We start from the raw sequence: 22,853 nt of genomic DNA on the forward strand, positions 1-22,853 counted from the left end.
CCGATCAACTATCCCACCGTGCCCAAGGGCACCGAGCGGCTGCGCTTCACCCCGTCGCCCAACCACGACGACGCCATGATGGACGACCTCGTCGCCGCCATGGACAAGCTGTGGACCCGCTGCAACGTGGCGCGCATGCCCCTGGCGGCGTGAGCCGTTCCTTCAGGTCAGGATCGCGGACTTGCACGGCTGAGCGGAATGGCCGTGGGCGCCGTCTCGACCGCCGCCCCCACTGACACCGACACTGACATGATGTCGCAGCGTCGCCGGTTTTGCTTCGGATCAAAGCCGGCGAACCGGCGAAGCCACAAACGACGTCCGACGCTTCAGCGCCGAATTCGCGGTCGGGGAGCGTCGGGGAAAGAACCATGACTCTCAAGATCGCCTCCCTCGCCGCCCTGGGCGTCCTCGCGCTGGCGGGAACGGCCCAGGCCCAGGAGCAGGCCTGGCAAGCGCCGCGCGCCGGCGACTGGCTGGTCACCGGCCGCGTCACCGACGTCGCGCCGACCACCGACGACGCCATCGTCACCGCCGCGGGCGCGGCGACCGGCCTCGCCGTCGACGTCGACGACGACATCATGCCGACGCTGGGCTTCACCTACTTCCTCACCGACCACTGGGCGGTCGAGGCCATCCTGGGCACGACCCGGCACGAGATCCGCGCCCAGGGCGGCGCAACCGACGTTGCGGTGCACGAGACCTGGGTCCTGCCGCCCGTGGTCACGGTCCAGTACCGCCCGCTGACCGGCGGCTCGTTCAGCCCCTATGTCGGCGCCGGCGTCAACGCCATGCTGTTCTACGGCGGGGACGACAAGAACGGCTTCACCGTCGATCTCGACGACGGCCTCGGCTACGCCGCCCAGGTCGGCGCGGACATCGGCCTGCACGGACCGTGGAGCCTGAACGTCGACGTCAAGAAGGTGTGGTTCAACACCGACGCGCAGATCAACGGCGGCACGCTCAAGAGCGACGTCGACCTTGATCCGTGGGTCGTGTCGATCGGCATCGGCCGGACGTTCTGACGAACATCCCGAGTTCGCGGGTGGTGGTCGGCCGCGCGGCGTGCGGACCACCATCGGCGACAGCGGAACAGCCCTGTCGGAAGAACCGTCGAACCCCGCTGTCTTCGCTTCCCTCCCTCTCCCATCCTGAATAGGCTCCCCGCTTCTTCGCGGAGGGGCTTTTTCATGCGGCGGATCGGCCAGGGGACGATGGTGGCGGCAGTTCTGGCCATGGCGCTGGCGGGCTGCGCCACCGCCCAGGAGGCGCCGCCCCCTCCCCCGACCCCCTTCGAGGCCGTCGATCCCTTCATCGGCACGGCGGGCAAGGGCCACACCTTCCCCGGCGCCGTCGCACCCTTCGGCATGGTGCAGCTCAGCCCCGACACCGACTACCGGCCCTTCCGCCAGTCCTACGACTGGGCCTCGGGCTACCGCTACGACGACCCGACCATCCTCGGGTTCTCGCACACCCATTTCTCGGGCACCGGCCATTCCGACCTGGGCGACGTGCTCATTACCCCGATCTCGGGCGAGCTGAAATGGGATCCGGGCGCGGCCGACCAGCCCGGATCGGGCTACCGCTCGCGCTACAACAAGGCCTCCGAGACCGCCGAGCCCGGCTATTACGCGGTTAGCCTGACCGACTCGGCCGTGCGCGCCGAACTGACCGCCGGCGTCCGCGTCGGCCTGCACCGCTACAGCTTCCCGCGCGGCGCCCCGGCCCGCGTCCTGCTCGACTTCCGCAACTCCATCTACGACTACCCCGGCAAGGTGCTGTGGTCGCGCATCCGCCTGCACCCCGACGGCACGGTCACCGGTTTCCGCGAGACGCGCGGCTGGGCTCCCGGCCGCCAGCTCTATTTCGCCATGCGCTTCTCGCGCCCCATGGTCGGCCATCAGTTGCAGGACCGGGACGAGGCCATCCCCTACAACGGCTTCCGCCAGCCCGGCCGCGCGCCGGCCGACCGCGACCAGGTCCAGGGGCGGGCGCTCCAGGCCGCCTTCGACTTCGGCGAGATCGCCGGGCCGCTGCTGGTCAAGGTCGCCGTTTCGTCGGTCGACGAGGCCGGGGCCATCCGCAATCTGGACTCAGAGGGCGGCGATTTCGACTTCGACGGAACCCGCGCCGCCACCCGCCGCGCATGGGAAGAGGCGCTCGACGTGGTCCAGATCGAGGCCGCGCCCGAGATGCGCACCACCCTCTACACCGCCCTCTATCACGCCCTGATCGCGCCCTCCGTTCACGGCGACGCCGACGGCCGCTGGCGGGGGCCGGACAATGCCGTGCACCAGTCGGACTTCACGGTCCACTCGACGTTCTCGCTGTGGGACACCTTCCGCGCCGAGCATCCGCTGCTGACCCTGGTCGCCCCGGCCGAACGCAACACCGACATCGTCAACTCGCTGATCGCCGCGCAGCAGGTCAGCCCCTACGGCATCCTGCCGGTCTGGTCGTTCCAGGGTCAGGAGACCTGGACCATGATCGGCTATCACGCCGTCCCGGTCATCGCCGACGCCTACCTCAAGGGCGTCCCCGGCATCGACGGCGCGGCGGCCCTGAACGCCATGACCGCCAGCGCGACCTACCGGCCCTGGGGCGGCCTCGGCGACTATATGGACCTCGGCTACGTCCCCATCGACCGCGAGCCCGAGGCGGCGTCCAAGACCGTCGAATACGCCTATGACGACTGGACCATCGCCCGCATGGCCGAGCGACTGGGCCGGGCCGACGTCGCCGCCCGGTTCGACCACCGCGCCGGCAATTGGCGCAACACCTTCGACGTCCAGACCGGCTTCGTCCGCGCCCGTCTGGCCGACGGTAGCTACCGCACCCCCTTCGATCCCACCGCCATCAACTACGGAAGCGACTACACCGAGGGCAACGCCTGGCAGTATTCGTGGTTCGTCCCGCAGGACATGGCGGGCCTGATCGCGGCCATGGGCGGCGACGCGGCGGCGGTGGCCAAACTCGACGCCATGTTCGACTACGACAACACGGGCCTGGACTATTCCCACGCTGAGGACATCGCCGGCCTGATCGGCCAGTACATCCACGGCAACGAGCCCAGCCACCACTCGGCTTACGCCTATGTCCACGCCGGCGCCCCGTGGCGCACCCAGGCGCGGCTGACGCAGATCGTGACCAGCCAGTACCACGCCCGCCCCGACGGCCTCGCCGGCAACGACGACGTCGGCCAGATGTCGGCCTGGCTGGTGTTCACGGCCATGGGCTTCTATCCGGTCACCCCCGGCTCGAACCAGTACGTCATCGGCCGCCCGTTCACCGACCGCACGGTCCTGAACCTGCCGGGCGGCAAGCGCTTCGTCATCGCTGCCGAGGGGCTCGCCGACGACCACCCCTGGATCCAGTCGGTCACCCTGAACGGCCAGCCGCTGGCGCGGACCTGGATCGGGCATGAGGAGATCACGGCCGGCGGCGAACTGCGCTTCGTCATGGGCGCGGAGCCGAACCTGACCTGGGGGGTCAGCGCGGAGGCGCGGCCGTATTCGATGACGGCCTATCCCGCCAACTGAGGTTCACCGCACAAACCCCTGCAGCACGTTCGCCTCCGTGCTCAGCACCAGCCGGCCCAGGTCCACCCGCTTCGGCTCGGCGAACATCAGGTAGTAGTATTTCATCTGCTCGGACCACCAGTAGCCCGGACAGTTGTCGCCCCGGGTCATCGGCCGGGTCGTGATGTCGGCCAGCGACGTATAGCCGTACGCCGCCTTCGAGCTCTCCTTCATCGCCCGGTAGTGCGCCGCCGTCAGCGCGCGGTAGCGCTCATCCCGGTCGCCCAGCCACAGGTTCAGGCAGGCGTCGGCGAACTCCGGCCGCAGGCCGGTGCGCTTCGTCCGCGGCTGGCGCGTCGTCACATCGATCGACTCCGGAATGATCCCGAACGTCGCCTGCATCTCCGTATAGCTGGCCAGGAAGTCGTCGCCCTCGGCCTTGCGTCCCACCTGCCCCAGCAGCCCGGCCAGATAGCCGCCCAGCACCGTCTGCGACGTGCCCGTCACCTCGGCGGTCTCATAGTCCACCATCGGGAACCACAGCCGCCCGTCGTAGCGCCGGCCCTGATGGGCGATCATCGCGCCGATGCATTCCTCGGCCCAGAGCTTCATCTCGGCGTCGCCGAACAGCTCCCAGGCATCCCAGAGGTATTCGTAAAAGCTGTCGGCATAGACGTCGATCGAGGCGTTTCGGCTGGTGAACCGCCCGGTCTCCGCATGGATGTTGGCCGCCATCAGCCCCTTGTCCGACCGTATGTCGAGCGCGTGCTTCATCGCCCGCTTGGCCGCCGCATAGTAGCGCTCGTCGCCGGTCAGTTCGCCCAGCACGCCGAACTCGGCGGCATAGGTGCCGATCTCCGCCAGATTGGTTTCGGGGTCGCGCACCGCCCCGGTCTTCAGGTTCACATAGCGGTACGGCAGGCCGTGCGGCGAGGCCTCGAACGCCTTGAGCAGCCGGTTGCCCAGGTCGTCGGCCTTCGTCAGCAGCGTCGCGTCGCCGCTGGCCAGATGCGCCGACAGCAGACCGCCGACCAGCCGGATATTGGTCTCGAACACCTGGGCGAAGCCGTCGATGTCGAAATCCAGACTGGCCTTCACCCAGTCGACCCCGGCCTGGAACTCGTCGTCCAGCTCCATGATCCACAGGGTGTCGAGCGCCTCGACCAGCGACAGGCCGAGATCATGGCCGTCGATGAAGAAGGACTGCGAGGTCCCAGAAACCGGATTGATCTCGTCCCTGCCCCAGGCCCGGGCGACATAGTGGTCCCAGGCCCATTTGAATTCGGCCTTCACATCCGCGCCGAGCGCGGCCCAGTCTTCGGACCGCGCCCATGCGGGCAGGCCGGTCATCCCGGCGAGAGCGGAGCCGCCGATCAGGGCGAGGGCGGAGCGGCGGTGCAGGTTCGACCGGATCATGCCCCACCCTATCGCGCGCGCTCCATCACACAACTCGCGCGTCCCGGCGAAAGCCGGGATCAGCTGCGGCTGGCCGCCAGTCTCGGTCCGCCCATCATCCAGGGGGGGGCGGGCATCGAGCGCCGGGCGGTGGCCTGGGCCCGCGTCCACTGGTCGTGAAGATCGGTGAAATAGGGATCGTCCTGCTCGATCCGCCGCTGGTCTCCGCTGAGGAAGTCCCGCCGCAGGGTCAAAAGGTCGAACGGCGCCCCCACCCCCACATTGCTGCGCATGGTCGTCGAGAAGGAGATCAGCCCCAGCTTCACGGCCTCGGCCAGCGGCGTGTCATACGCCAGGCCGCTCTCGAGGATCGGCTTGCCGTATTTCAGCTCGCCGATCTGCAGATAGGGGGTGTCGCGCCCGCATTCGATGAAATTGCCCTGGCTGTAGATCAGGTACAGTCCCATCTGGCCGCCGGCGATCTGGCCGCCCAGCAACATCGACGCCGACGTACTGAGGCTGTCGGCCTCCATGGCCGGGGCGATCGACAGCCGCGTCTCCCTCAGGGCGTGGCCCAGCAACTGGGCGCAGCGGAACAGGGTCGGCGCCGTTTCCAGCGTCTCGGGCTCCTCGCCGACGTGCAGATGGACGCCCTCGCGGGCCATGGCCAGGGCGGTCTGGGTCACCGACAGATTGCCGGCGGTGCAGACGCCCAGCACCCGCTCGCCCGGACGGTCGACGACGTGCAGCTTGCGATAGGTCGAAATGCTGTCGACGCCCGCATTCGTGCGGGTGTCGGCGATCATCGCCAACCCTTCCTCGACCAGCATGCCCACGCAATAGGTCATGCGGTGCGCCATCCCCGAACGGCAGTCATCCGCGAACGGTAACAGATTCTCCGCGCGGCGGCGCCCGCAACGCGGCGAATGTCACGCCTGTTGCTGGCCCTGTTGCATGTCCGCATCACGCACGCTCAGCCGCACCGCCAGCCGTTCGCCGCCGCCGCCATAGCTGGCCCCGCGCACCGGCGCCGCGCCCAGATAGTCCAGACCCGTGGCCACCCGCACATAGCGGTCGGTGGCGCAGATGCCGTTGGCGGCGTCGAACCCGACCCAGCCCAGACCCTCGATCCAGGCCTCGGCCCAGGCGTGGGCCGCCTCCTGGTCGTCAAGGCCGTCGCGGCGCAGCAGGTGACCCGACACGTAGCGCGCGGGCATGCCCATGTGGCGGGCGCAGGCGATGAAGACGTGGGCATGGTCCTGACAGACCCCCCGCCCGAGCGCCAGGATCTCGGCCGCCGTATGGGTCGGCGTGGTCACCCCGACCTCGAAGGCCACCGACCCGTGGATCGCGGCCATCAGCCGGTGCAGGGCCTCCAGCGGCGGATGGGCCGAAAATTCCGAGGCGAACACCGCGATCAGCTTGTCCCGCCGGGTCAGCGCCGTATCCCGCAAAAACACCAGCGGCGACAGCGTCTCCTGTCCGGCCGGCACGACGCCGGCGGTCTCGGCGGTGACCACCTCGCCCGACACCCGAACGGTCAGGCTCTGCGTCGGCTGTTCGGTATAGAGGGTGTGGACGATGTTGCCGAAGGCGTCCTCGGTTCGCCGCAGCCGGGCGTCGACGTCGGTTTCGACCCGCCAGTTGCGCACCTGCTGCGCCTCGCTGGAGCGCGGCGTCAGACGCAGGGTCTGGATGATGAATCGCGCCGCCCGGTCGTAGGCGTAGGTGGTCGCGTGATCGATACGGATGCGCACGCGTCAGCTCAGATACTGGTCATGAATGGCCTGTCCCAGCCGGCCGTTCTCGCCGAGGAAGGCCTGGATGTACTCATGCAGACCCGACTGGAAGATGTCGTCCATGCGCGAATTGTCGAACGCCCGCATCCGGTCCGCCGCCAGCCTCTGGGCCGGGCCGCGTCGGCCGTAGTCGTTGGCCAGCCGCTCCAGATAGCGCACGATCGACGCCTGGCAGCTGGCCAGCGAGCGTGGCATCTGGCGGTTCAGCACCAGCAGATCGGCCACCAGCCATGGTTTGACCGAGTCGCGATAGACCCAGCGATAGGCCGTCAGGGCCGAGACCTCGCGCAACAGTGTGGTCCACTGGAAATAGTCCAGCTGGCCCCCGACCCGCTCCCCCTCGGGCAGCAGCAGATGATATTTCACGTCCAGCAGCCGGGCGGTGTTGTCGGCCCGCTCGATGGCCGCGCCCAGCCTCAGGAAATAGTAGCCGTCGTTGCGCAGCATGGTCCGGCTGGTCGCGCCCTCCACCGACAGGGTGACGGTCTTCACCCATTCCAGGAAGCGGGCGAACTCGTCGCGCCGGGTCGGCTGGCCCTGTTCCTCCAGCCCGTTCCAGGCGCCGTTGATCGCCTCCCACAGCTCGACCGTCAGGGCCGTCCGGACTGAGCGCGCATTCGTCCGGGCGCGGGTGATGCAGGCCGTGATCGACGAGGCGTTGTTCGGGGCGAAGGCCAGGAATTCGCGCACCGACTTCTCGGTCGGCGACCGTCCCAGCGCCCTGGGCGCTCCGGCCGAAGCCAGGGCGCTGGCCCAGACCGTCTCGGCGTCGCCGTCGCCTCGCGTCGGAATGGCCGCCAGCCGCAGCGTCGCCTCGAGGATGCGCGCGAGAAAGTCCGCCCGCTCGATATAGCGGCCGGTCCAGTACAGACTGTCTGCGGTGCGGCTCAGCATGAAAGCACCCACTCCCTTCTCCCCTCGGGGGAGAAGGTGGCTCGCGCAGCGAGACGGATGAGGGGGCCGCCCGCTTCGATCTGGATTTTGGGAGAGTGTGCAAACCGGCACAGCCCCCTCATCCGGACGGCTCCGCCGCCCACCTTCTCCCCCGAGAGGAGAAGGACATATCTGCGCACAGCCTCAAACATCCAGCACCCAGGTGTCCTTGGTCCCGCCGCCCTGGCTGGAGTTGACCACCAGCGAGCCGGGCTTCAGCGCCACCCGGGTCAGCCCGCCCGGTGCGACCCTGATCCCGTCGGGGCTCGACAGCACGAACGGCCGCAGGTCGACGTGGCGGCCGCACAGCTCTCCCTTGTCCAGCGTCGGCGCGGTCGACAGCGCCAGGGTCGGCTGGGCGATGAAGTCGTCGGGATCGTTGATCAGCTTCTTCCGGAACGCCTCGAGTTCGGCCTTGGTCGCCGCCGGGCCGACCAGCATGCCGTAGCCGCCCGAGCCCCCGACCTCCTTGACCACCAGCTGGTCCAGTTTCGAAAGCACCTCCTTCAGCGCCTCCGGCTCGCGGCAGCGCCAGGTCGGGACGTTCTTCAGGATCGCCTCTTCGCCGGTGAAGAAGCGGATGATCTCCGGCATGTAGGTATAGACCGCCTTGTCGTCGGCCACGCCGGTGCCGACGGCGTTGGCCAGGGTCACCGTCCCCTCCTGGTAGGCCGTCATCAGCCCGGGCACGCCGAGGGTGGAGTCCGGCCGGAAGGTCAGGGGATCCAGGAAGTCGTCGTCGATGCGGCGATAGACGACGTCGACCTGCTGGCGGCCCTGGGTCGTGCGCATGAAGACCTTGCCATCGTCGACGAACAGATCCCGCCCCTCGACCAGCTCAACACCCAGCTTGTCCGCCAGGAAGGAGTGTTCGTAATAGGCCGAGTTGAACGGCCCCGGCGTCAGCACCACGATGGTCGGATCGGCCCCCGCCGCCTCGGGTGCGCAGGCCCTGAGCGACGCCAGCAGCATGTCCGTATAGGTCTCGACCGGCCGCACCGGATAGTCGGCGAACAGGTCGGGGAACAACCGCATCATCATCTCGCGGTTCTCCAGCATGTAGGAGACCCCGCTGGGCGTGCGGCAATTGTCCTCCAGCACGTAGAAGCCGTCCTCGCCCGTTCGCACCAGATCGACGCCGGCGATCTGCACCCACACCCCGCGCGGCGGCCGGCGGCCCTGCATCTCGGGCACATAGTGGGGATTGGTCAGCACCAGCTCGGCCGGGATCACCCCCGCCTTCAGGCACTCCTGCGGTCCGTAGACGTCGGCGAGGAACAGGTTGATCGCCTTGACCCGCTGCACCAGGCCGGCCTCGAGGCCCGACCATTCGGCCGCCCCGATGATGCGCGGCACCACGTCGAACGGGATCAGCCGCTCGCTGGATTCCGCGTCCCCATACACGGCGAAGGTGATGCCCATGCGGCGGAAGAACAGCTCCGCCTGACGCGAACGCGCCTGCAGCAGACCCTCGGGGGCGTCCGCCAGCCACCGGGCGAGGCCGCGATAGCTGTCGCGGACTCCGCCGCCGTCACCTGACATTTCGTCGAAGGCCATGCCGCTCCCGCTGCAAACTGATCGCAGCGTGGCCCGACAGGCGCCGCTTGCGCAACTGGAATGTTGCGCTGCGGCAAAGGTTCAACGGGCCTCGATCAGCCCGTGACGGTCCAGTCGACCCCGCCGCCGGGCGCGATCTGCATCCGCCGGCGCGTGTCGCCATAGCCGACGATGCCCGCCGCCACGTCCCAGCAGCCGGCCGAGACGGTGAAATCATAGCTGCCGCCGCGCGGGATCGCATACCCCGACGGCAGCCGGTTCAGGCCGTAGGTCGAGGCGTTGCAGTCGGAAATCAGCACGACATTGACCGCGCCGGAGCTCTGGTTGCTGACGCGGATCGTCCCCGTCGGCTCGCCCGGCCGGATCAGTTCGCCGCCGGTGATCAGCGAGGCGCAGCCGCCGAGGCTCGCGCCCAGGCCGATGATGGTCGCCGCCGCGGCGGCGCGAAATATCGCTTTCATGGATGTCCCCTCCGGTTCCGCGCGAAGAGGATCATGGGGCCCGTCCGGCCACCCCTTTCGATTCCTGACTTCGCGGGGAAACGCGGTTCAGGGCCGTCCCGCGCCGCCGCGCCGGGCGACGGGTGCGCCCGTCATCGCATAACAGGCGGCTCGCGTGGGCCGCGTGCCGTCGGGGGCGCCGTAGGCGGCGCGGATCGAGCAGAGATCAGCCGGGCTCAGTCGCCCCAGCCATCGGTCGGCGTTGCAGTAGTTCATGATCGAGGCGGGGTCGTAATAGGTCTCGTCGGCGACCTCGGCCTCGGGGGTGCGCATCCGCGCCACGCAATCCGGCGCGCGGGGGCTGACGTGGTCATGGGAAAAGCCCAGGGCGTGACCCAGCTCGTGCAGGGCGTCAGCGTAGAAGCAGCCCTCGCGACCGACCGTTCCGTTGCGGCCGCAGATGCGGTTGGTCCTCAGATAGTCGGCGTTCAGCGAAATCGTCCCGCCACGCACCAGGTTGACGCCCAGATGGCTGGCCGAGGCGAACAGGTCCGGATCGTGGTCGACGCGGATCGGAATCCGTCGGTCCGGCCCGGTCGCCGGCGACCCGGCGCAGTCGGCGACGATGTCGAACTCCACCCGCGCCACGGCCTCCCAGGCCGCGGCGGCGTCCATGACCTTCTCTCGCGCCCAGGCGTCGGCCCCGGCGGGCGCCTGGAAGCACATCGGCACGCGCCCGTCCGGCCAGACGTCGGCCTCGGCCGGCGGCGGCGCCATGACCGGCGGCGGCGGCGGTGGCGGGGGCGGCGGGGGCGGCGGTGGCGGCGGTGGGGGCGGAACGTACGCCGGCTCCGGGTCCTGCACCGTCTCGCAGCCGGCCATGGGCAGGACGGCCGTTCCCAGCAGCAGGGCCGCCAGAGCGATCCTGAAAAGTCTCATGCCCAGCGGCTTTCGGTCAGGGTCAGCGACAGGTCCAGCGCCACGCCCTGCGCCGGCGGGCGGTTCAGTTCCGGGACCAGATCCTCGGCCTCCGCGGTGATGGTGACGGCCTCGTCGCCGTCGCCCAGCAGGTTGAGCACCTCCTCGCCGAACCGGAACGGCAGCACATAGTCGCCGGCGTGACCGTCATGTTCCCCTTCCCTGAGATGCAGGAAGGTCGGCGACGACCCCAGCGAGATCGTCCGCCCGGCGCAGGCCATGCGAATCTCGATCGACCGGTCCAGCAGCGCCTCGCTCGCGCCATAGGAGGCCGATCCCGCCCCGGCGATCATCAGCGTGTCATCCGCCGCCCGCATCCGCGCCACCGCCTCGGCCGGCAGGATCAGGGTCATGCGGTCCCGCCCGGGCGCGCACTCGCCCTGCACCTTGTAGACGACCCCGCCCAGGGGCTCGCGGCGGGTGGCTCCGGGCGGTCCGGCCTCGGGAACGCTGAACACCGGGAAGGGATACAGGCGGTCGTAGCCATAGCCCAGCGACCGGGTCTCGAGGATGTCGCCGACCCTCCAGTCGCCGGTGTCCTCGCCCTGCGCCCCAACGAAGCCGTTCAGGGTCCGCCCCGTCCAGTCCGCCGGATAGACGCCGCGCGCCTGCGTCGCGTGCCAGGTCGCCCAGACACGGTCCACATTGGCGTGGTGCATCCAGAAGATCGGATCGGTCGCCGCCGTCGACAGCCGCTTCATCAGCCCGCCGACCAGCTCGTGGATGTAGTTGTGGCCGTAGCCCTCGACCATGCCCGCCCCCGTCGGCAGCCGGCCGGCGAAGGTCTCGAACCCGTCCGAGGTCAGCCGCGCCATATAGGGCGACCGGGCCCAGCGGGCGGCGTTGAAGTCCAGGGTGTCGACCCCCCGCGCCCGCTGGCGCTCGTACAGACGCGCGCGCGGGTCCGTCACCCAGTCGGGCAGGATCTGGTGCTCCTGCGCGTCCCAGTAGGGCATGGCGAAGGTCTGGTGTCCGGTCAGCCCGGAGATGATCCGCTCCAGATGGGCCAGCTGCAGCCGGTGCCAGGGCAGAAACAGTCCGTTGTTGTGCTGGCCGTTGCGGGCGTGGATCGTGTTCTGGCGCGACCACGAGCGGGCGTCGCGGCGTCGCTTCATCAGCGCCATCCCCTCGCCGAAGGCGACGACGTCGTCGCTGGTCGCCGACAGGCTGGACGCCCCGCGCCGCACCCGCCGCGACGTCTGGCCGAGGGCCGGGCCGGCCCACAGGCCCAGCATGGCGGCGCCGGCCAGCGCCCTGCGTCTGTCGATTCTCACGAAGCCCCCGCTTCTCAACCCGCCGTCGTCACTGCCTCCGGCGCCGGCGCACGTTTCACGAAACCCCGGTCGCTGTCGAGCCCGCTCCCGTCACAGGCTCCTGCCCGATGAATCGCGCGTCGCGCGCCGCCGTCCAGGCCTCGCGGACGCCCTGGCGCGGCATGTCCACGCCGAACACCGCCAGCTGCGCGACCCACACCTCGGACAGCTGTTGCACGGTGCCCTGCACCCAGCCCGGCGCCTGCTGCCGCGACCAGTTCAGAGGCGAGACGGCGTTGAACACCAGCAGGAAGGCGGCGATCACCAGGATCGCCCGGCTGCTCCAGCGCCGGTCCCGCGCCGCCACCCCCTCGTCGTCGAGCGGCGGCGCCGGCGGAAAGGCGAACCGCCCCAGCGCCGCCAGCCGGTTCTCGCGCGTCGGCAGGTCGTGGGCGTCGGCGTTCCGGATCCAGTCGCTGGGCGGATCGGCCGGCGGCGGCGGCAGGCTCTCGTACAGCGGCGGAAACGGCGACTCCGGCCGGTGAACCGGAAACGGCTCCAGCGGAATGTCGGGAGGATCGCGCTCGTCGGTCATCGCGGGTCCAACGCCTCAGAACTGGAAATAGATGAAGGGGGCCACGCCCTCGGGGCGGACCGCCTCGATCAGCAGGAAGGCCGCCCCGATCAGCAGGCCAAGGGTGATCGACGGCGCCGCCTTCAGCCGCTCGGCCACGCCCTCTATGGCGCGCGGCGGCAGCCAGTGCATGGCCAGGCCGCCGACGATCAGGGTCAGCAGCAGCGGCGTCAGCATGACCGCCCGTCCCATCCGCCCCAGCCCCTGCAGCATCTGCATCGCCAGGTCGAAATTCTCGGCCCGGAACAGGATCCAGCCCAGGCAGACGATGTGGAAGGTCACCAGCACCCCGACCACCGTCGGAATGACCTTTCGGTCCCCGAACCCCGCCCGGAACAATCGTTCGATCACCTGCACCCCGCCATGCAGCGCGCCCCACGCCAGGAAGGTCAGCGCCGCCCCGTGCCACAGCCCGCCCAGCACCATGGTGATGAAGACGTTGATGCAGCTGGCGAACAGCCCCTTCCGCCCCCCGCCCAGCGGCACATACAGATAGTCCCTCAACCAGCTCGACAGGCTGATGTGCCAGCGCCGCCAGAAGCTCTGCATCGACGCGGCCCGGTACGGCTGGTCGAAATTGCGCGGGAAGGAATAGCCCAGCAGGGCCGCGATCCCGATCGCCATGTCCGAATAGGCCGAGAAGTCGCAGTAGATCTGGACCGCATAGCCATAGACCGCCGCCGCGATGTCGACCGCCCCGAACGCCGTCGGATCGAAGAACACCGGGTCGACCAGATTGGCCGACAGCTCCGAGGCGATCACCGTCTTCTTGAACAGGCCCCAGACGATCAGCAGCAGGCCGTGGGTCGCCATCTCCCGCGTCAGCCGCGGCGTCCGGTCGAACTGCGGCAACAGGTCCGAGGCCCGCACGATCGGCCCCGCCACCAGATGCGGGAAGAAGCTCATCAGCAGCATGACGTCCAGTAGCGACTTCGCCGGCGGCGTCTTCCCGCGCTGCACGTCGACGACGTAGCTGATGCCCTGGAAGGTGAAGAAGGAAATCCCCACTGGCAGCACGATCTGCAGCAGCGGCAGGTCCCGCTCCCAGCCGAACCGCGCCAGCAGCTCGCCCGCCTCCTCGACGAAGAAGCCGTAGTATTTGAAGAAGCCGAGGATCAGCAGATTGGCCGCGACGCCCAGTCCGACCAGCCAGCCGCCGCCCTTGGCCTCGCCCCGGCGCTCGCGATCCCGCGCGATCAGCGCCGCCACGCCCCAGTTCAGGATCGCCGAGCCGATCAGCAGACCGACGAACCGCCAGTCCCACTGGGCGTAGAAGAACCAGCTGGCCAGCAGCAGGAACAGCTTGCGCCGTCCGTTCTCACGATCCAGCGACCAGGCGGTGAAATAGACGATCAGAAAGAAGATCCCGAACGCCAGCGTGGGGAACAGCATCTAGTCGACGCCTCCCGTCGCGGGACCGGCGTCCGCCTTCCACGCATCGTAGGCGGCCAGCAGGTCGGCGCTCAGCACGCCGCCGATCCAGCCGGCCCCGGCGCCGGTGAAATGCACCCGGTCCGGACGCATCAGGGGATCGGCCATCGACGCCAGCCGGTCCGCGGAACAGTCGCCCCCCATCCGCCCATGCCAGTCCCAGAACGCCACACCCATGTCGGCGGCGACCCTTCGTTGCACGTCGCGGACCAGGGCCAGGGACGGCGGCGGCGCCCGCTGCCCGTCGACGCTGCACCCGTCGACGGCGCCGTTTCGCAAGGCGTCCGGCGCGCCGAGGATCATCAGCGACATGTCGAACGGGCCCAGCCGGCGCATCCGTTCGATCTGGTCCCGCAACAGCCGTTCGTAGGCGACCGGGTCCAGGTCCGGGTCGAACCCTTCATTGGTGCCGAACGCCAGCACCAGCAGCGTTGTCTTCCAGATGGCCAGTTCGCCGCTGACCAGATCGTCCGAGCGGCTCGCCAGGTCCCGGAGGGTCGCGCCGGTGAGGCCCAGACCCGACACGACCACGCCGGAAGGGTCGCCCTCCAGCCAGACCGACGCGATCGTCGCGCCGCTCCCGACCCCGCTGATGCGAATGCTCGAGGCCGGCCGGGCCAGCGGAAAGGTGATGCAGGCCGAGCCGTCGTCCGAGGTCGGGTTCAGGTTGATCGGCCACGGCTCGTCGTTGCCGGGATCGATGATCACGCCGTCTCCGCCGCCCCGGGGCCAGCCGCACACCCCGACCTGCCGCACCTCCGAGCCTGGCTCGAGGCGGAACTCCAATTGGCCCGGGCCGGCGCGCCCACGAACGGACGCCAGCCCGAATCCGGCGTTCCGTCGCCGCAACGCGTGAAGCGGCGCCACCTCCGTCGACCAGCCTTCCGCCGCCAGTTCGACATGGAACGGCGCATAGCCCGGATAGGGCGGGCCGGCCGGCAGCGCGCCGCGTCCCCCCGATCCGAACCGCGCCTGCAGGTCGGCCCTGAGCTTGCCGGTCAGGCCGTCTCCCGCCGTGTGGCTGTCGCCGATCTGGAGGACATGCACGGGGTGTTCACGCCCGCCCGCCCCGGCCGCGGCCAGCGCCTCGAACAGGCCCGACAGCGCCTCGGGCTGGCAGATGCCGCCGGGACATGTCGACGAACCGGGCGGAGGCGGCGGCGTGGGCGCGTAGGCGATCTCCTGGGCTGTCGCGGACGCGGCCAGCCCCCACAGTCCCCCCAGCAGGACCGCCCCGAACCGGCGCATTCTCAGGGGGCGGACGTAGCGGTCGGGGCCGCGGCCGCCGCCGGCCGATCCAGTCCCGCGTCGCGTTTCAGCCGCGCCGCGACCGGGGCGCTCATGCGCAGATAGCCCGCCATCGACATGTGGATGCCGTCGTTGGCCCGCATCAGCACGCGGCGTCCCGCCCCGTTCGGCAGATAGGCCTCGTAGCCGCCCTCGGCGTTCGAAGTCAGGCCGACGGTCTCGATATAGGGCACCCCGAGAGCCCGCATCCGCGCCTCGACCACCCCGTTGATCAGCATCATCCGGCCGTCGAAACTGTCCCGCTTCATGCGTGGAAGGCCGACCCAGTAGACTGCCACGTCGCGGCTGCGCAACAGGGCGACCAGATCGTCGATCCGCTGGCCATAGGCGGCCTTCCAGCCGTCCGTCCCGAACATGTGCACGACGCCGCCGGTGTCGATGCCCTGGGCGTCGTTGGTGCCGAACAGCATGACCGCGACGTCCACCGGCCGTTCGTCCAGCTGGGCCCTGGTCTTGGCCTGGATGTTCACATAGTCGTAGCGGCTCAGCCCGGTCGAAACCTGCGAGAATTTGCTCACCGTGACGTTCGGCTGATCCTGCAGGTCGCGGTACAGGCCCGCGTACAGGCCGTCGGCCATCGAGTCTCCGAACACCCCGATCCGCAGCGGCCCCTGCACCAGCCGCGCGGACAGCGGCGTCGTCGGCGCGACGGCCGGAACGGCGGGGGGCGCGGCGACGGCAGGTGCGGACGTCGGCGCGGGCGGGGCGGAGGCCGCGGCCCGGTCGCCCAGCATGACGGTCGGATTGCGCAGCCACGCCCGGCCGTCCGGCGTCAGCGCCAGCCCGGCCAGCACGCCGACCACGAAGATCGCCGTCAAAGCGTTGATGCCAGCGCGCAACTCGTCCCCCGACTGAACTCCACTCGGTCAGCCTTTTACCCTATCGCCGGCCACTGGCCACCTCGCGCCCGCGTCACGGGAAGAAAAAGGTTAACGGGGAGCAGTCGGCTGTCCGGGCCCTGAGCGAGGAAGGGTCGACGCCAGCCCGCCCTTCCCACACGGTTTGGAATGCTGGGTAAAAATCTCCAGACATAGCAATTTTCGCGATCCTCCCATTGTTTTTCCATGCCTTTCCGGAAATGCAGCGTCATTTGCGCGCCGCATGTGGGGTCCGTGCGAGACTGTGCCCGTCCCGTCGCAAGGGAGGCTCGCTCGGCCGGCGAACCGAAGCGGCGGCGGGAGTGGATGGAGCGGGCCGCACCGGTCTTCGGATCGGGAGCGGAAGTCGAGCCGGATGCAAGGCCGGACGACTCAGGGGCGGGGAGGAGTACCCGTCCGGTCCGGGAGATGGTCGTCGCCATCCCCGCCCGCGGCGCGCAGAAGGGCCGCTCGATAAGAGCGAGTCCCACGGCCCGTGCGCAGTCGAAAACCGTCCACGCGGAGCGTCTGTCTTCTGCCGAAACGCATCTCTACCCCACGGTCTCCGGGCGGAAGCCCGGACGCTCCGCCCACGCCTCCCATCACCGACCGTCAACGCGGGCGGCGCCGACGCTTGTCTTGCCGGACTTGCCCCGCCCGCCCCGTCGCCGTAGAGACCGAACAAGGCCGCCGATATTCATCAGGCGGTGAAAATATGAGGAAGCGATGCGGAAGATCTTCCCCGACGCGAAATCCGCGCTTGAGGGCCTGACTTTCGACGGCATGACCGTCATGTCCGGCGGCTTCGGCCTGTGCGGCATTCCCGAGCACCTGATCGCCGCCCTGCGCGACAGCGGGACGAAGGGGCTGACGGTCATCTCCAACAACGCCGGCGTCGACGGCTTCGGCCTCGGCCAGCTGCTGGAGACCCGCCAGATCGCAAAGATGATCTCGTCCTACGTCGGCGAGAACAAGGAGTTCGAGCGCCAGTATCTGGCCGGCGAGCTCCAGCTGGAGTTCAACCCCCAGGGCACCCTGGCCGAGCGCATCCGCGCCGGGGGCGCGGGCATCCCGGCCTTCTTCGTCAAGACCGGCGTCGGCACCCTCGTCGCCGAGGGCAAGGAGGAGCGCACCTTCGACGGCGAGCGCTACATCATGGAGACCGGCCTCGTCGCCGACCTGTCGATCGTCAAGGCGTGGAAGGCCGACGGCCGCGGCAATCTCCAGTTCCGCAAGACCGCCCGCAACTTCAACCCGATGATGGCCACGGCCGGGAAGGTCACCGTCGTCGAGGTCGAACACATCGTCCCGACCGGCTCGCTCGACCCCGATTGCATCCACACCCCCGGCGTCTACGTCGACCGCATCGTCCTGACCCGGTCCGAAAAGCGCATCGAACAGCGGACCGTCCGCCAGAGGGAGACGGCCTGATGTCAGACACCCCTGCCCCCCCGACGGATCGTCATGATCTGCTGAAGAAGATCGAAAGCAAGCTCACGTGGATCGTGATCTTCCTGTTCATCATCATGCTCAACACCTGCTCGCTCAACGACGACATCGAGGATGCGATCCGTGATCGCGGCCCCTCGCAGACGCCCGCCGCCGCGCCGGCCCAACCGGCTCCGGCCGCACAGGAAGGCTGACCATGCCCCGCACCCGCGAACAGCTCGCCGCCCGCGCCGCCCGCGAGCTTCAGGACGGCTTCTACGTCAACCTGGGCATCGGCATCCCGACCCTGGTCGCCAACTACATTCCGCACGGCATGGAGGTCACCCTCCAGTCCGAGAACGGCATGCTCGGCATGGGCCCCTTCCCCTATGAGGACGAGGTCGACGCCGACCTGATCAACGCCGGCAAACAGACGATCACGGAAATCCCCGAGAGCAGCTATTTCAGCTCGGCTGACAGCTTCGCCATGATCCGCGGCGGCCACATCAACCTGTCCATCCTCGGCGCCATGGAAGTGGCTCAGAACGGCGACATCGCCAACTGGATGATCCCGGGCAAGCTGGTGAAGGGCATGGGCGGCGCCATGGACCTCGTCGCCGGCGTCAAGCGCGTGGTCGTGGTCATGGACCACGCCAACAAGCACGGTCAGTCCAAAGTGCTGAAATCCTGCACCCTTCCCCTGACCGGCACGGGCGTGGTCAGCCGCATCATCACCGACCTGTGCGTCTTCGACGTCAAGCCGGACGGCTCGGGCCTGGAGCTGATCGAACTGGCCGACGGCGTGACCCTCGACGAGGTCGCGAGCAAGACCGAGGCGACCTACACCGTTGCCCCCGACCTGAACTCGTAGGCATAGTTGACCCGCAGCGGGCGCAGACCCGCGCTCAGGTCTGCCGCGCCGTGTCGCGGCGCGTGGTGGGGAGTGGGGCGATGGCGGACGGGTCCTATCGTTGGCAGGGCAATGCGCCCGAGCCGGACGCCGCGCGGATCGCCGGGATCGACGCCGCCTTCGACGAGGCCCAGGTCCACGCCTTCGCCGAGCCCGCCCGCGCCGCCGCCATCGAACGGATCGAACGCGCCCTCGCCGCCACCCGCACCGGCGACCTGACCGAGGCCTCGGCCCAGCTGACCCACGCCCGGTCGGTGCTGGACGGGCTGGATCCGTCCGCCTTGGAGCCGCGCCGCGGGCTGGCGGGCCTGTTCGACGGCCGAAACGCCCGCCTGAAACGCTTTCGCGAGGCCTGGAGCCGCGCGGCCGCGGGACTGGCCGAAACCGCCGCGGACCTGTCCGGGCGCATCGACGGGGCCGGCCGCCGCTCGGGGGCGCTCGACGGACTCTGGACCGAAATCCGCGACGCCGTCGTCGACCTCGACGCCCATCTCGTCGTCGCGGCCCGCCGTCTGACCGGGTCAGCGGCCGAGGACGCCGCGCCGCACCCGCTGGAAGGCCGCAAGGCCGCGCTGGACGCCTGCCGCGCCGCCGCCCTGCGGACCCTGCCGCTGATCCGGGGGGCCCAGAACGCCGACGCCCGGGCGGTCGGGGCGCTCAAGGCCTGCGCCGATGGCGTGGCCGCCTGGCGCGACGACTGGAAGGACGCGCTCGGCCTGGCCGGCAAGCGGCCGAAAAAGGTCCGGCCCGACCGCGAGCGCATGGCCCGCGTCCGCGACGACCTCATGACGCGGATCGACGGCGCCCGCGCCGAACTGACCGCCGCCCTCGCCCGCCGCGCCGACATCGAGGGCCGGATGGCGGCGCTGCGGCGGGCGCTCTAGCTCAGCCCGCGTTGGCGTCCGTCCAGCCGACGATCTGGGTGTTCAGGTCGCGTGTCGCCGTGTTGAACGCCTCGACGATGGCCGACACCCGGTTGGCCCCCGCCGGCTGTTCGACGGTGAACAGCCGCTCGGCCGCCACCGTCCGGTCCGGCATGGCCAGCAGGCGGGCCCGGGCCGTCACCACGATGGTCGGCGCCGCGCCCGGCGCCTCGTAGCGGGCCTCGAACGACCGGACGTCGACGTCCAGGGTCCGCTCGCCCCGGGTCAGCTCGCGCGGCCCGATCAGGCGCACCCGCGTCGCCTGGGCGGCGAAGGCGTTCTCGAGGCTCTCCATGTAAAGGTCGGCCGCCGGCGAAACCCAGCGCGCGCCCTTGATGTAGGCGGTCTCGGTCCCGGTGACGCCCAGCAGCTTGTCGCCCTCGACCGCCTCGGGAAATTCAACCCGCCGCAGGCTGACCTGGACTGGAGAGGCCATGGCCTCGATCCCGGCGACCGGCGCCGATCCGAAGCGATAGGTCTGCACCGGGTCGGGCGTCGACAGCAGGGCGCAGGCCGACACGGCCAGGGCGCCCGTCGCCGCGACGGCGAGGCGGATCAGGGGAAGGCGGATCACGGCTGGACCTCCATTTCCTTGGTCGGCGGACGGCCGATGAAGTCGCGGGGACTGGAGCGGACCTCGTCGATCAGCCCCTCCAGCGACCGGGTCGCGTCATCCAGACCCTGGATCGACTGTTGCAGTTGCGGCAGACCGTGGGTGACGAACTCGTTGATCGGCCCCTCGGCGCCGGTCGCGGTGCGGTTGATCGAGGCCACGGCCGCCCGCGCCTCTTCGGCCGCCGCATTGATGTTGGCCACCGCCGCGCGCCCGTCGCCCTCGACGATGCCGCGGGTGCTGATCGCCAGCGCCTCGTATTCGGCGACAGCGGAATTGGCCCGGGTCAGCGCCTGCTCCAGCTGTTCGAGCATGCCCTTGCGCGCTTCCAGTTCGGTGGACAGGCTCTCGATGTTCTTCAGGCTGGTCGAGAAGGACCGGACGTTGTCGTCTGACAGCACCCGGTTGATCCGGTTCAGGGCATCGACGGTCTGGGCCAGCACCGTCCCCGATCCGCTGAGCAGCTCGGCGATGGGCGACGGCTGGCTCTGGATGACCGGTACGACGTTGGCCGGGTACTGGGTCTTGAGGATGGCGCTCTGCGGATTGCCGGCCGTGATCTGGATGTAGTTCAGGCCCGTGATGCCCTGCGGCTCCAGCTGGGCCCGCGAGGTCACGCGCACCGGCGTGGTGCCGTCCACCCGGATGCGGGCGATGACCTGGTCGCCCTTTTCCGGGTCAAGGTTCAGGTCAGTGACCTCGCCGACCCGGATGCCGTTGAAATGCACCTCGCCGCCCTCCGACAAGCCCCGCACCGGGCCATAGAAGACGATGTCATAGACGTCGTAGTCGCTGTTGAACTGCAGCCGCGCCAGCCAGATGGCGAACACGGCCAGCGCCGCCATCAGGGCGATGGTGGCGATGCCGACGGCGGCGTAATGGGCGTCTCGTTCCATCTGCTCCGCTCTCCTCAGGCGGCTCTGTCGGCGGCGCGACCGCGCGGCCCCAGGAAGTATTCCTTGATCCAGGGATGATCGGAACGCTCGAGTTCCTGAACCGTCGCCTTGGCCACGATGCGTTTGTCGGCGACCACCGCCACCTTGTCGGTGATGGCGTAAAGGCTGTCGAGGTCGTGGGTGATCATGAAGACGGTCAGGCCCAGATCGTCTGACAGCCGCCGGATCAGGTCGTCGAAGGCCGCCGCCCCGATCGGGTCGAGGCCGGCGGTCGGTTCGTCGAGGAACAGCAGTTCCGGATCCAGCGCCAGGGCGCGGGCCAGGCCGACGCGCTTGCGCATGCCGCCGGACAGTTCGGCCGGCTTCAGATGATGCGAGTCCGGCTTCAATCCGACCATGGCGATCTTCATCTCGGCCAGCTCCCGGATCACATCCCTCGGCAGCCGGGTGTGCTCGACCAGCGGCGATGCGACATTCTCGATGACGCTGAGCGCGGAGAACAGGGCGCCCTGCTGGAACAGGATTCCGGTTCGCCGTTCGACATCGGCTTCCTGTTCCTCGGTCATGGTCGCGCGGTCGTAGCCGAGGATGCTGACCGAACCGCCCTCGGGCTCCTTGAGGCCGATGATCGAGTTGAGCAACACCGTCTTGCCGGAACCGGAGCCGCCGACGACGCCCAGCACCTCGCCGCGATCGAGGACCAGATCGAGGTTCTCGTGGATGACCCGCTCTCCGAACTGGCTCAGCAGACCGCGCACCTCGATCAGATGCTCGGGCGCGGTCGCCGGGCTCGCGGTCGGGGCGGTCACCAGTTCAGTTCCAGGAAGATCATCGCGAACACGGCGTCCAGGAAGATGATGGCGAAGATGGCCTGGACCACGGCGGCCGTGACCCGGCGTCCCAGGCTCTCGACGTCGCCCGCCACGGCCATGCCCTGGCGGCAGCCGATCGCCGCGATGACCACGGCGAAGACCGGCGCCTTGAGCAGGCCGACCCCCAGGTGGGTGCTCATCTTGGGGTCCTCAGTCATGCGCTGGATGAAGAAGGCCGGTCCGTAGCCCAGTTCGCCCCAGGTGACGATAAGGCCCCCGAACAGACCGGCGATCATCCCGATGAAGGTCAGCAAGGGCAGCATGGTGAGCATGGCGGCGAGGCGCGGAATCACCAGCGCCTGGAAGGGGTTGACCCCCATTACCTGCATGGCGTCGACCTCCTGGTTCATCCGCATGGAGCCGATCTCGGCCGCAAAAGACGAGGAGGACCGGCCCGCCAGCAGAACCGAGGTGATGACCACGGCGAACTCGCGCAGCACCGACACCGCCACCAGTTGAACCGTGAACACGCCGGCGCCGAACTGGGTCAGCAGATTCGCTCCCAGGAAGGCGATGACCGCCCCGATGAAGAAGTTCGTGGTGGCGATGATCGGTATGGCGTCCAGCCCCGATCGCTCGCCCTGGCTGAACCAGGCCGCCCATCGAATTCCGCCCGGATGCCGCAAGGCCGCCCCGACGGCGACGATCAGGCGGCCGAGGAAGGCCATCGATAGGGTCGCCTCGTCCATGATGTCGTGAATGCCGCGCCCGACCTTGGCGAAACTGCGCACCCAGACCGGCGATCTCTGCGGCGGGCCGGCGCTTTCGCGCTCCAGCTTCTCGACCATGGCGTAGGTGCGCCCGGCCTCGGGACGCTGGACCCAGGCGGATTGCGGCAGAACGCAGTTGGAGGCCTGAACGATGGCAAGGGCCCCGGCGGTGTCGAACCGGCCAAGATCCGTCAGGTCGACCGCATCGACGCAACGTTCGTGCAGCGCCTCGTCGAGCCGGCGGGAGATGCGACCCAGTTCGGTCGCGGTCCAGTCGCCGGTCAGACGCAGGGTCAGGGCCGACCCGCCGTCGTCGATCTGGAAATCCGCTGCGGCCATGCCCCTACCTAGATTGCGCCGTTCGCCTTGCCTATGGCCGTCATACGGCAAAGCTCGCGCCG

Annotated in this window: 22 protein-coding genes and 1 pseudogene; 7 read left to right on the forward strand and 16 right to left on the reverse strand. The window is 69.4% G+C overall.

Annotated features, from left to right (window positions below; translation table 11 throughout):
- From Q8Q71_RS02960 to Q8Q71_RS02970, 3 genes and pseudogenes are all read left to right on the forward strand, one after another.
- Positions 1-153, forward strand: a pseudogene (locus tag Q8Q71_RS02960) (5-aminolevulinate synthase); the annotation flags it as partial.
- A gap of 215 nt (positions 154-368) precedes the next feature.
- Complete coding sequence (locus Q8Q71_RS02965) at positions 369-1,022, forward strand: OmpW family protein (protein WP_305758150.1); 654 nt, start codon at positions 369-371, stop codon at positions 1,020-1,022.
- Between the two features lie 165 nt (positions 1,023-1,187).
- Complete coding sequence (locus Q8Q71_RS02970) at positions 1,188-3,536, forward strand: GH92 family glycosyl hydrolase (protein WP_305758151.1); 2,349 nt, start codon at positions 1,188-1,190, stop codon at positions 3,534-3,536.
- A gap of 3 nt (positions 3,537-3,539) precedes the next feature.
- On the opposite strand, the gene Q8Q71_RS02975 is transcribed toward Q8Q71_RS02970, so the two are convergent.
- The 12 genes from Q8Q71_RS02975 to Q8Q71_RS03030 all read right to left on the reverse strand — a co-directional run bounded on the left by Q8Q71_RS02975 (position 3,540) and on the right by Q8Q71_RS03030 (position 16,082).
- Entirely contained in the window at positions 3,540-4,931 is a 1,392-nt protein-coding gene (locus Q8Q71_RS02975; RefSeq protein ID WP_305758152.1) for a glycoside hydrolase family 47 protein, read from the reverse strand.
- A 59-nt stretch (positions 4,932-4,990) separates the two neighbouring features.
- Positions 4,991-5,770 carry a peptidase gene (locus Q8Q71_RS02980; RefSeq protein ID WP_305758153.1) on the reverse strand — a complete coding sequence of 260 codons (780 nt, stop codon included), beginning with the start codon at positions 5,768-5,770 and terminating at the stop codon, positions 4,991-4,993.
- Positions 5,771-5,839: 69 nt separating this feature from the next.
- Positions 5,840-6,667, reverse strand: coding sequence for a transglutaminase family protein (locus Q8Q71_RS02985; RefSeq protein ID WP_305758154.1), 828 nt, complete (start codon positions 6,665-6,667; stop codon positions 5,840-5,842).
- A gap of 3 nt (positions 6,668-6,670) precedes the next feature.
- A complete protein-coding gene (locus tag Q8Q71_RS02990) occupies positions 6,671-7,603 on the reverse strand; it encodes an alpha-E domain-containing protein (RefSeq protein ID WP_305758155.1) in 933 nt (310 codons plus the stop codon).
- A gap of 183 nt (positions 7,604-7,786) precedes the next feature.
- Positions 7,787-9,199 (reverse strand): circularly permuted type 2 ATP-grasp protein, encoded by a 1,413-nt coding sequence (locus tag Q8Q71_RS02995; RefSeq protein ID WP_305758156.1) that lies wholly within the window; start codon positions 9,197-9,199, stop codon positions 7,787-7,789.
- 95 nt (positions 9,200-9,294) lie between these two features.
- Positions 9,295-9,660, reverse strand: a complete 366-nt coding sequence (locus Q8Q71_RS03000; protein ID WP_305758157.1) for a hypothetical protein — start codon at positions 9,658-9,660, stop codon at positions 9,295-9,297.
- An 87-nt stretch (positions 9,661-9,747) separates the two neighbouring features.
- Complete coding sequence (locus tag Q8Q71_RS03005; protein ID WP_305758158.1) at positions 9,748-10,578, reverse strand: hypothetical protein; 831 nt, start codon at positions 10,576-10,578, stop codon at positions 9,748-9,750.
- Positions 10,575-11,891 (reverse strand): tyrosinase family protein, encoded by a 1,317-nt coding sequence (locus Q8Q71_RS03010; RefSeq protein WP_305758159.1) that lies wholly within the window; start codon positions 11,889-11,891, stop codon positions 10,575-10,577. Before Q8Q71_RS03010 ends, Q8Q71_RS03005 begins: the two co-directional genes overlap by 4 nt.
- Positions 11,892-11,946: 55 nt before the next feature.
- Positions 11,947-12,465: a hypothetical protein gene (locus Q8Q71_RS03015; protein WP_305758160.1), complete on the reverse strand. Its 519-nt coding sequence runs from the start codon at positions 12,463-12,465 to the stop codon at positions 11,947-11,949.
- 15 nt (positions 12,466-12,480) lie between these two features.
- On the reverse strand, positions 12,481-13,896 hold the full coding sequence (locus Q8Q71_RS03020; protein ID WP_305758161.1) for an MBOAT family protein: 1,416 nt from the start codon (positions 13,894-13,896) through the stop codon (positions 12,481-12,483).
- Positions 13,897-15,183: a hypothetical protein gene (locus Q8Q71_RS03025; RefSeq protein WP_305758162.1), complete on the reverse strand. Its 1,287-nt coding sequence runs from the start codon at positions 15,181-15,183 to the stop codon at positions 13,897-13,899.
- A gap of 2 nt (positions 15,184-15,185) precedes the next feature.
- A complete protein-coding gene (locus Q8Q71_RS03030; RefSeq protein WP_305758163.1) occupies positions 15,186-16,082 on the reverse strand; it encodes a DUF459 domain-containing protein in 897 nt (298 codons plus the stop codon).
- 744 nt (positions 16,083-16,826) lie between these two features.
- Between Q8Q71_RS03030 and Q8Q71_RS03035 the strand changes: the two genes are divergently transcribed.
- The 4 genes from Q8Q71_RS03035 to Q8Q71_RS03050 all read left to right on the forward strand — a co-directional run bounded on the left by Q8Q71_RS03035 (position 16,827) and on the right by Q8Q71_RS03050 (position 19,322).
- Positions 16,827-17,531 (forward strand): CoA transferase subunit A, encoded by a 705-nt coding sequence (locus Q8Q71_RS03035; protein WP_305758164.1) that lies wholly within the window; start codon positions 16,827-16,829, stop codon positions 17,529-17,531.
- On the forward strand, positions 17,531-17,743 hold the full coding sequence (locus tag Q8Q71_RS03040; protein ID WP_305758165.1) for a hypothetical protein: 213 nt from the start codon (positions 17,531-17,533) through the stop codon (positions 17,741-17,743). The genes Q8Q71_RS03035 and Q8Q71_RS03040 overlap by 1 nt, the downstream gene beginning before the upstream one ends.
- Positions 17,744-17,745: 2 nt before the next feature.
- The gene (locus Q8Q71_RS03045) at positions 17,746-18,399 is read left to right on the forward strand and encodes a 3-oxoacid CoA-transferase subunit B (protein WP_305758166.1); all 654 of its coding nucleotides are present in this window, start codon (positions 17,746-17,748) and stop codon (positions 18,397-18,399) included.
- Between the two features lie 80 nt (positions 18,400-18,479).
- Positions 18,480-19,322: a hypothetical protein gene (locus Q8Q71_RS03050; RefSeq protein ID WP_305758167.1), complete on the forward strand. Its 843-nt coding sequence runs from the start codon at positions 18,480-18,482 to the stop codon at positions 19,320-19,322.
- Between the two features lies 1 nt (position 19,323).
- Here Q8Q71_RS03050 and Q8Q71_RS03055 read toward each other — a convergent pair whose 3' ends face one another.
- From Q8Q71_RS03055 to Q8Q71_RS03070, 4 genes are read right to left on the reverse strand one after another with little or no spacing between them, the layout of a single operon-like run.
- On the reverse strand, positions 19,324-19,935 hold the full coding sequence (locus Q8Q71_RS03055; protein WP_305758168.1) for an ABC-type transport auxiliary lipoprotein family protein: 612 nt from the start codon (positions 19,933-19,935) through the stop codon (positions 19,324-19,326).
- On the reverse strand, positions 19,932-20,870 hold the full coding sequence (locus Q8Q71_RS03060) for an MlaD family protein (protein WP_305758169.1): 939 nt from the start codon (positions 20,868-20,870) through the stop codon (positions 19,932-19,934). The genes Q8Q71_RS03055 and Q8Q71_RS03060 overlap by 4 nt, the downstream gene beginning before the upstream one ends.
- A gap of 14 nt (positions 20,871-20,884) precedes the next feature.
- Positions 20,885-21,679: an ABC transporter ATP-binding protein gene (locus Q8Q71_RS03065; protein ID WP_305758170.1), complete on the reverse strand. Its 795-nt coding sequence runs from the start codon at positions 21,677-21,679 to the stop codon at positions 20,885-20,887.
- Entirely contained in the window at positions 21,676-22,791 is a 1,116-nt protein-coding gene (locus tag Q8Q71_RS03070; RefSeq protein ID WP_305758171.1) for an ABC transporter permease, read from the reverse strand. The genes Q8Q71_RS03065 and Q8Q71_RS03070 overlap by 4 nt, the downstream gene beginning before the upstream one ends.
- Positions 22,792-22,853 lie beyond the last annotated feature (62 nt).

The sequence above is a fragment of the Brevundimonas sp. genome (assembly GCF_030704825.1).
GTDB lineage: Bacteria > Pseudomonadota > Alphaproteobacteria > Caulobacterales > Caulobacteraceae > Brevundimonas.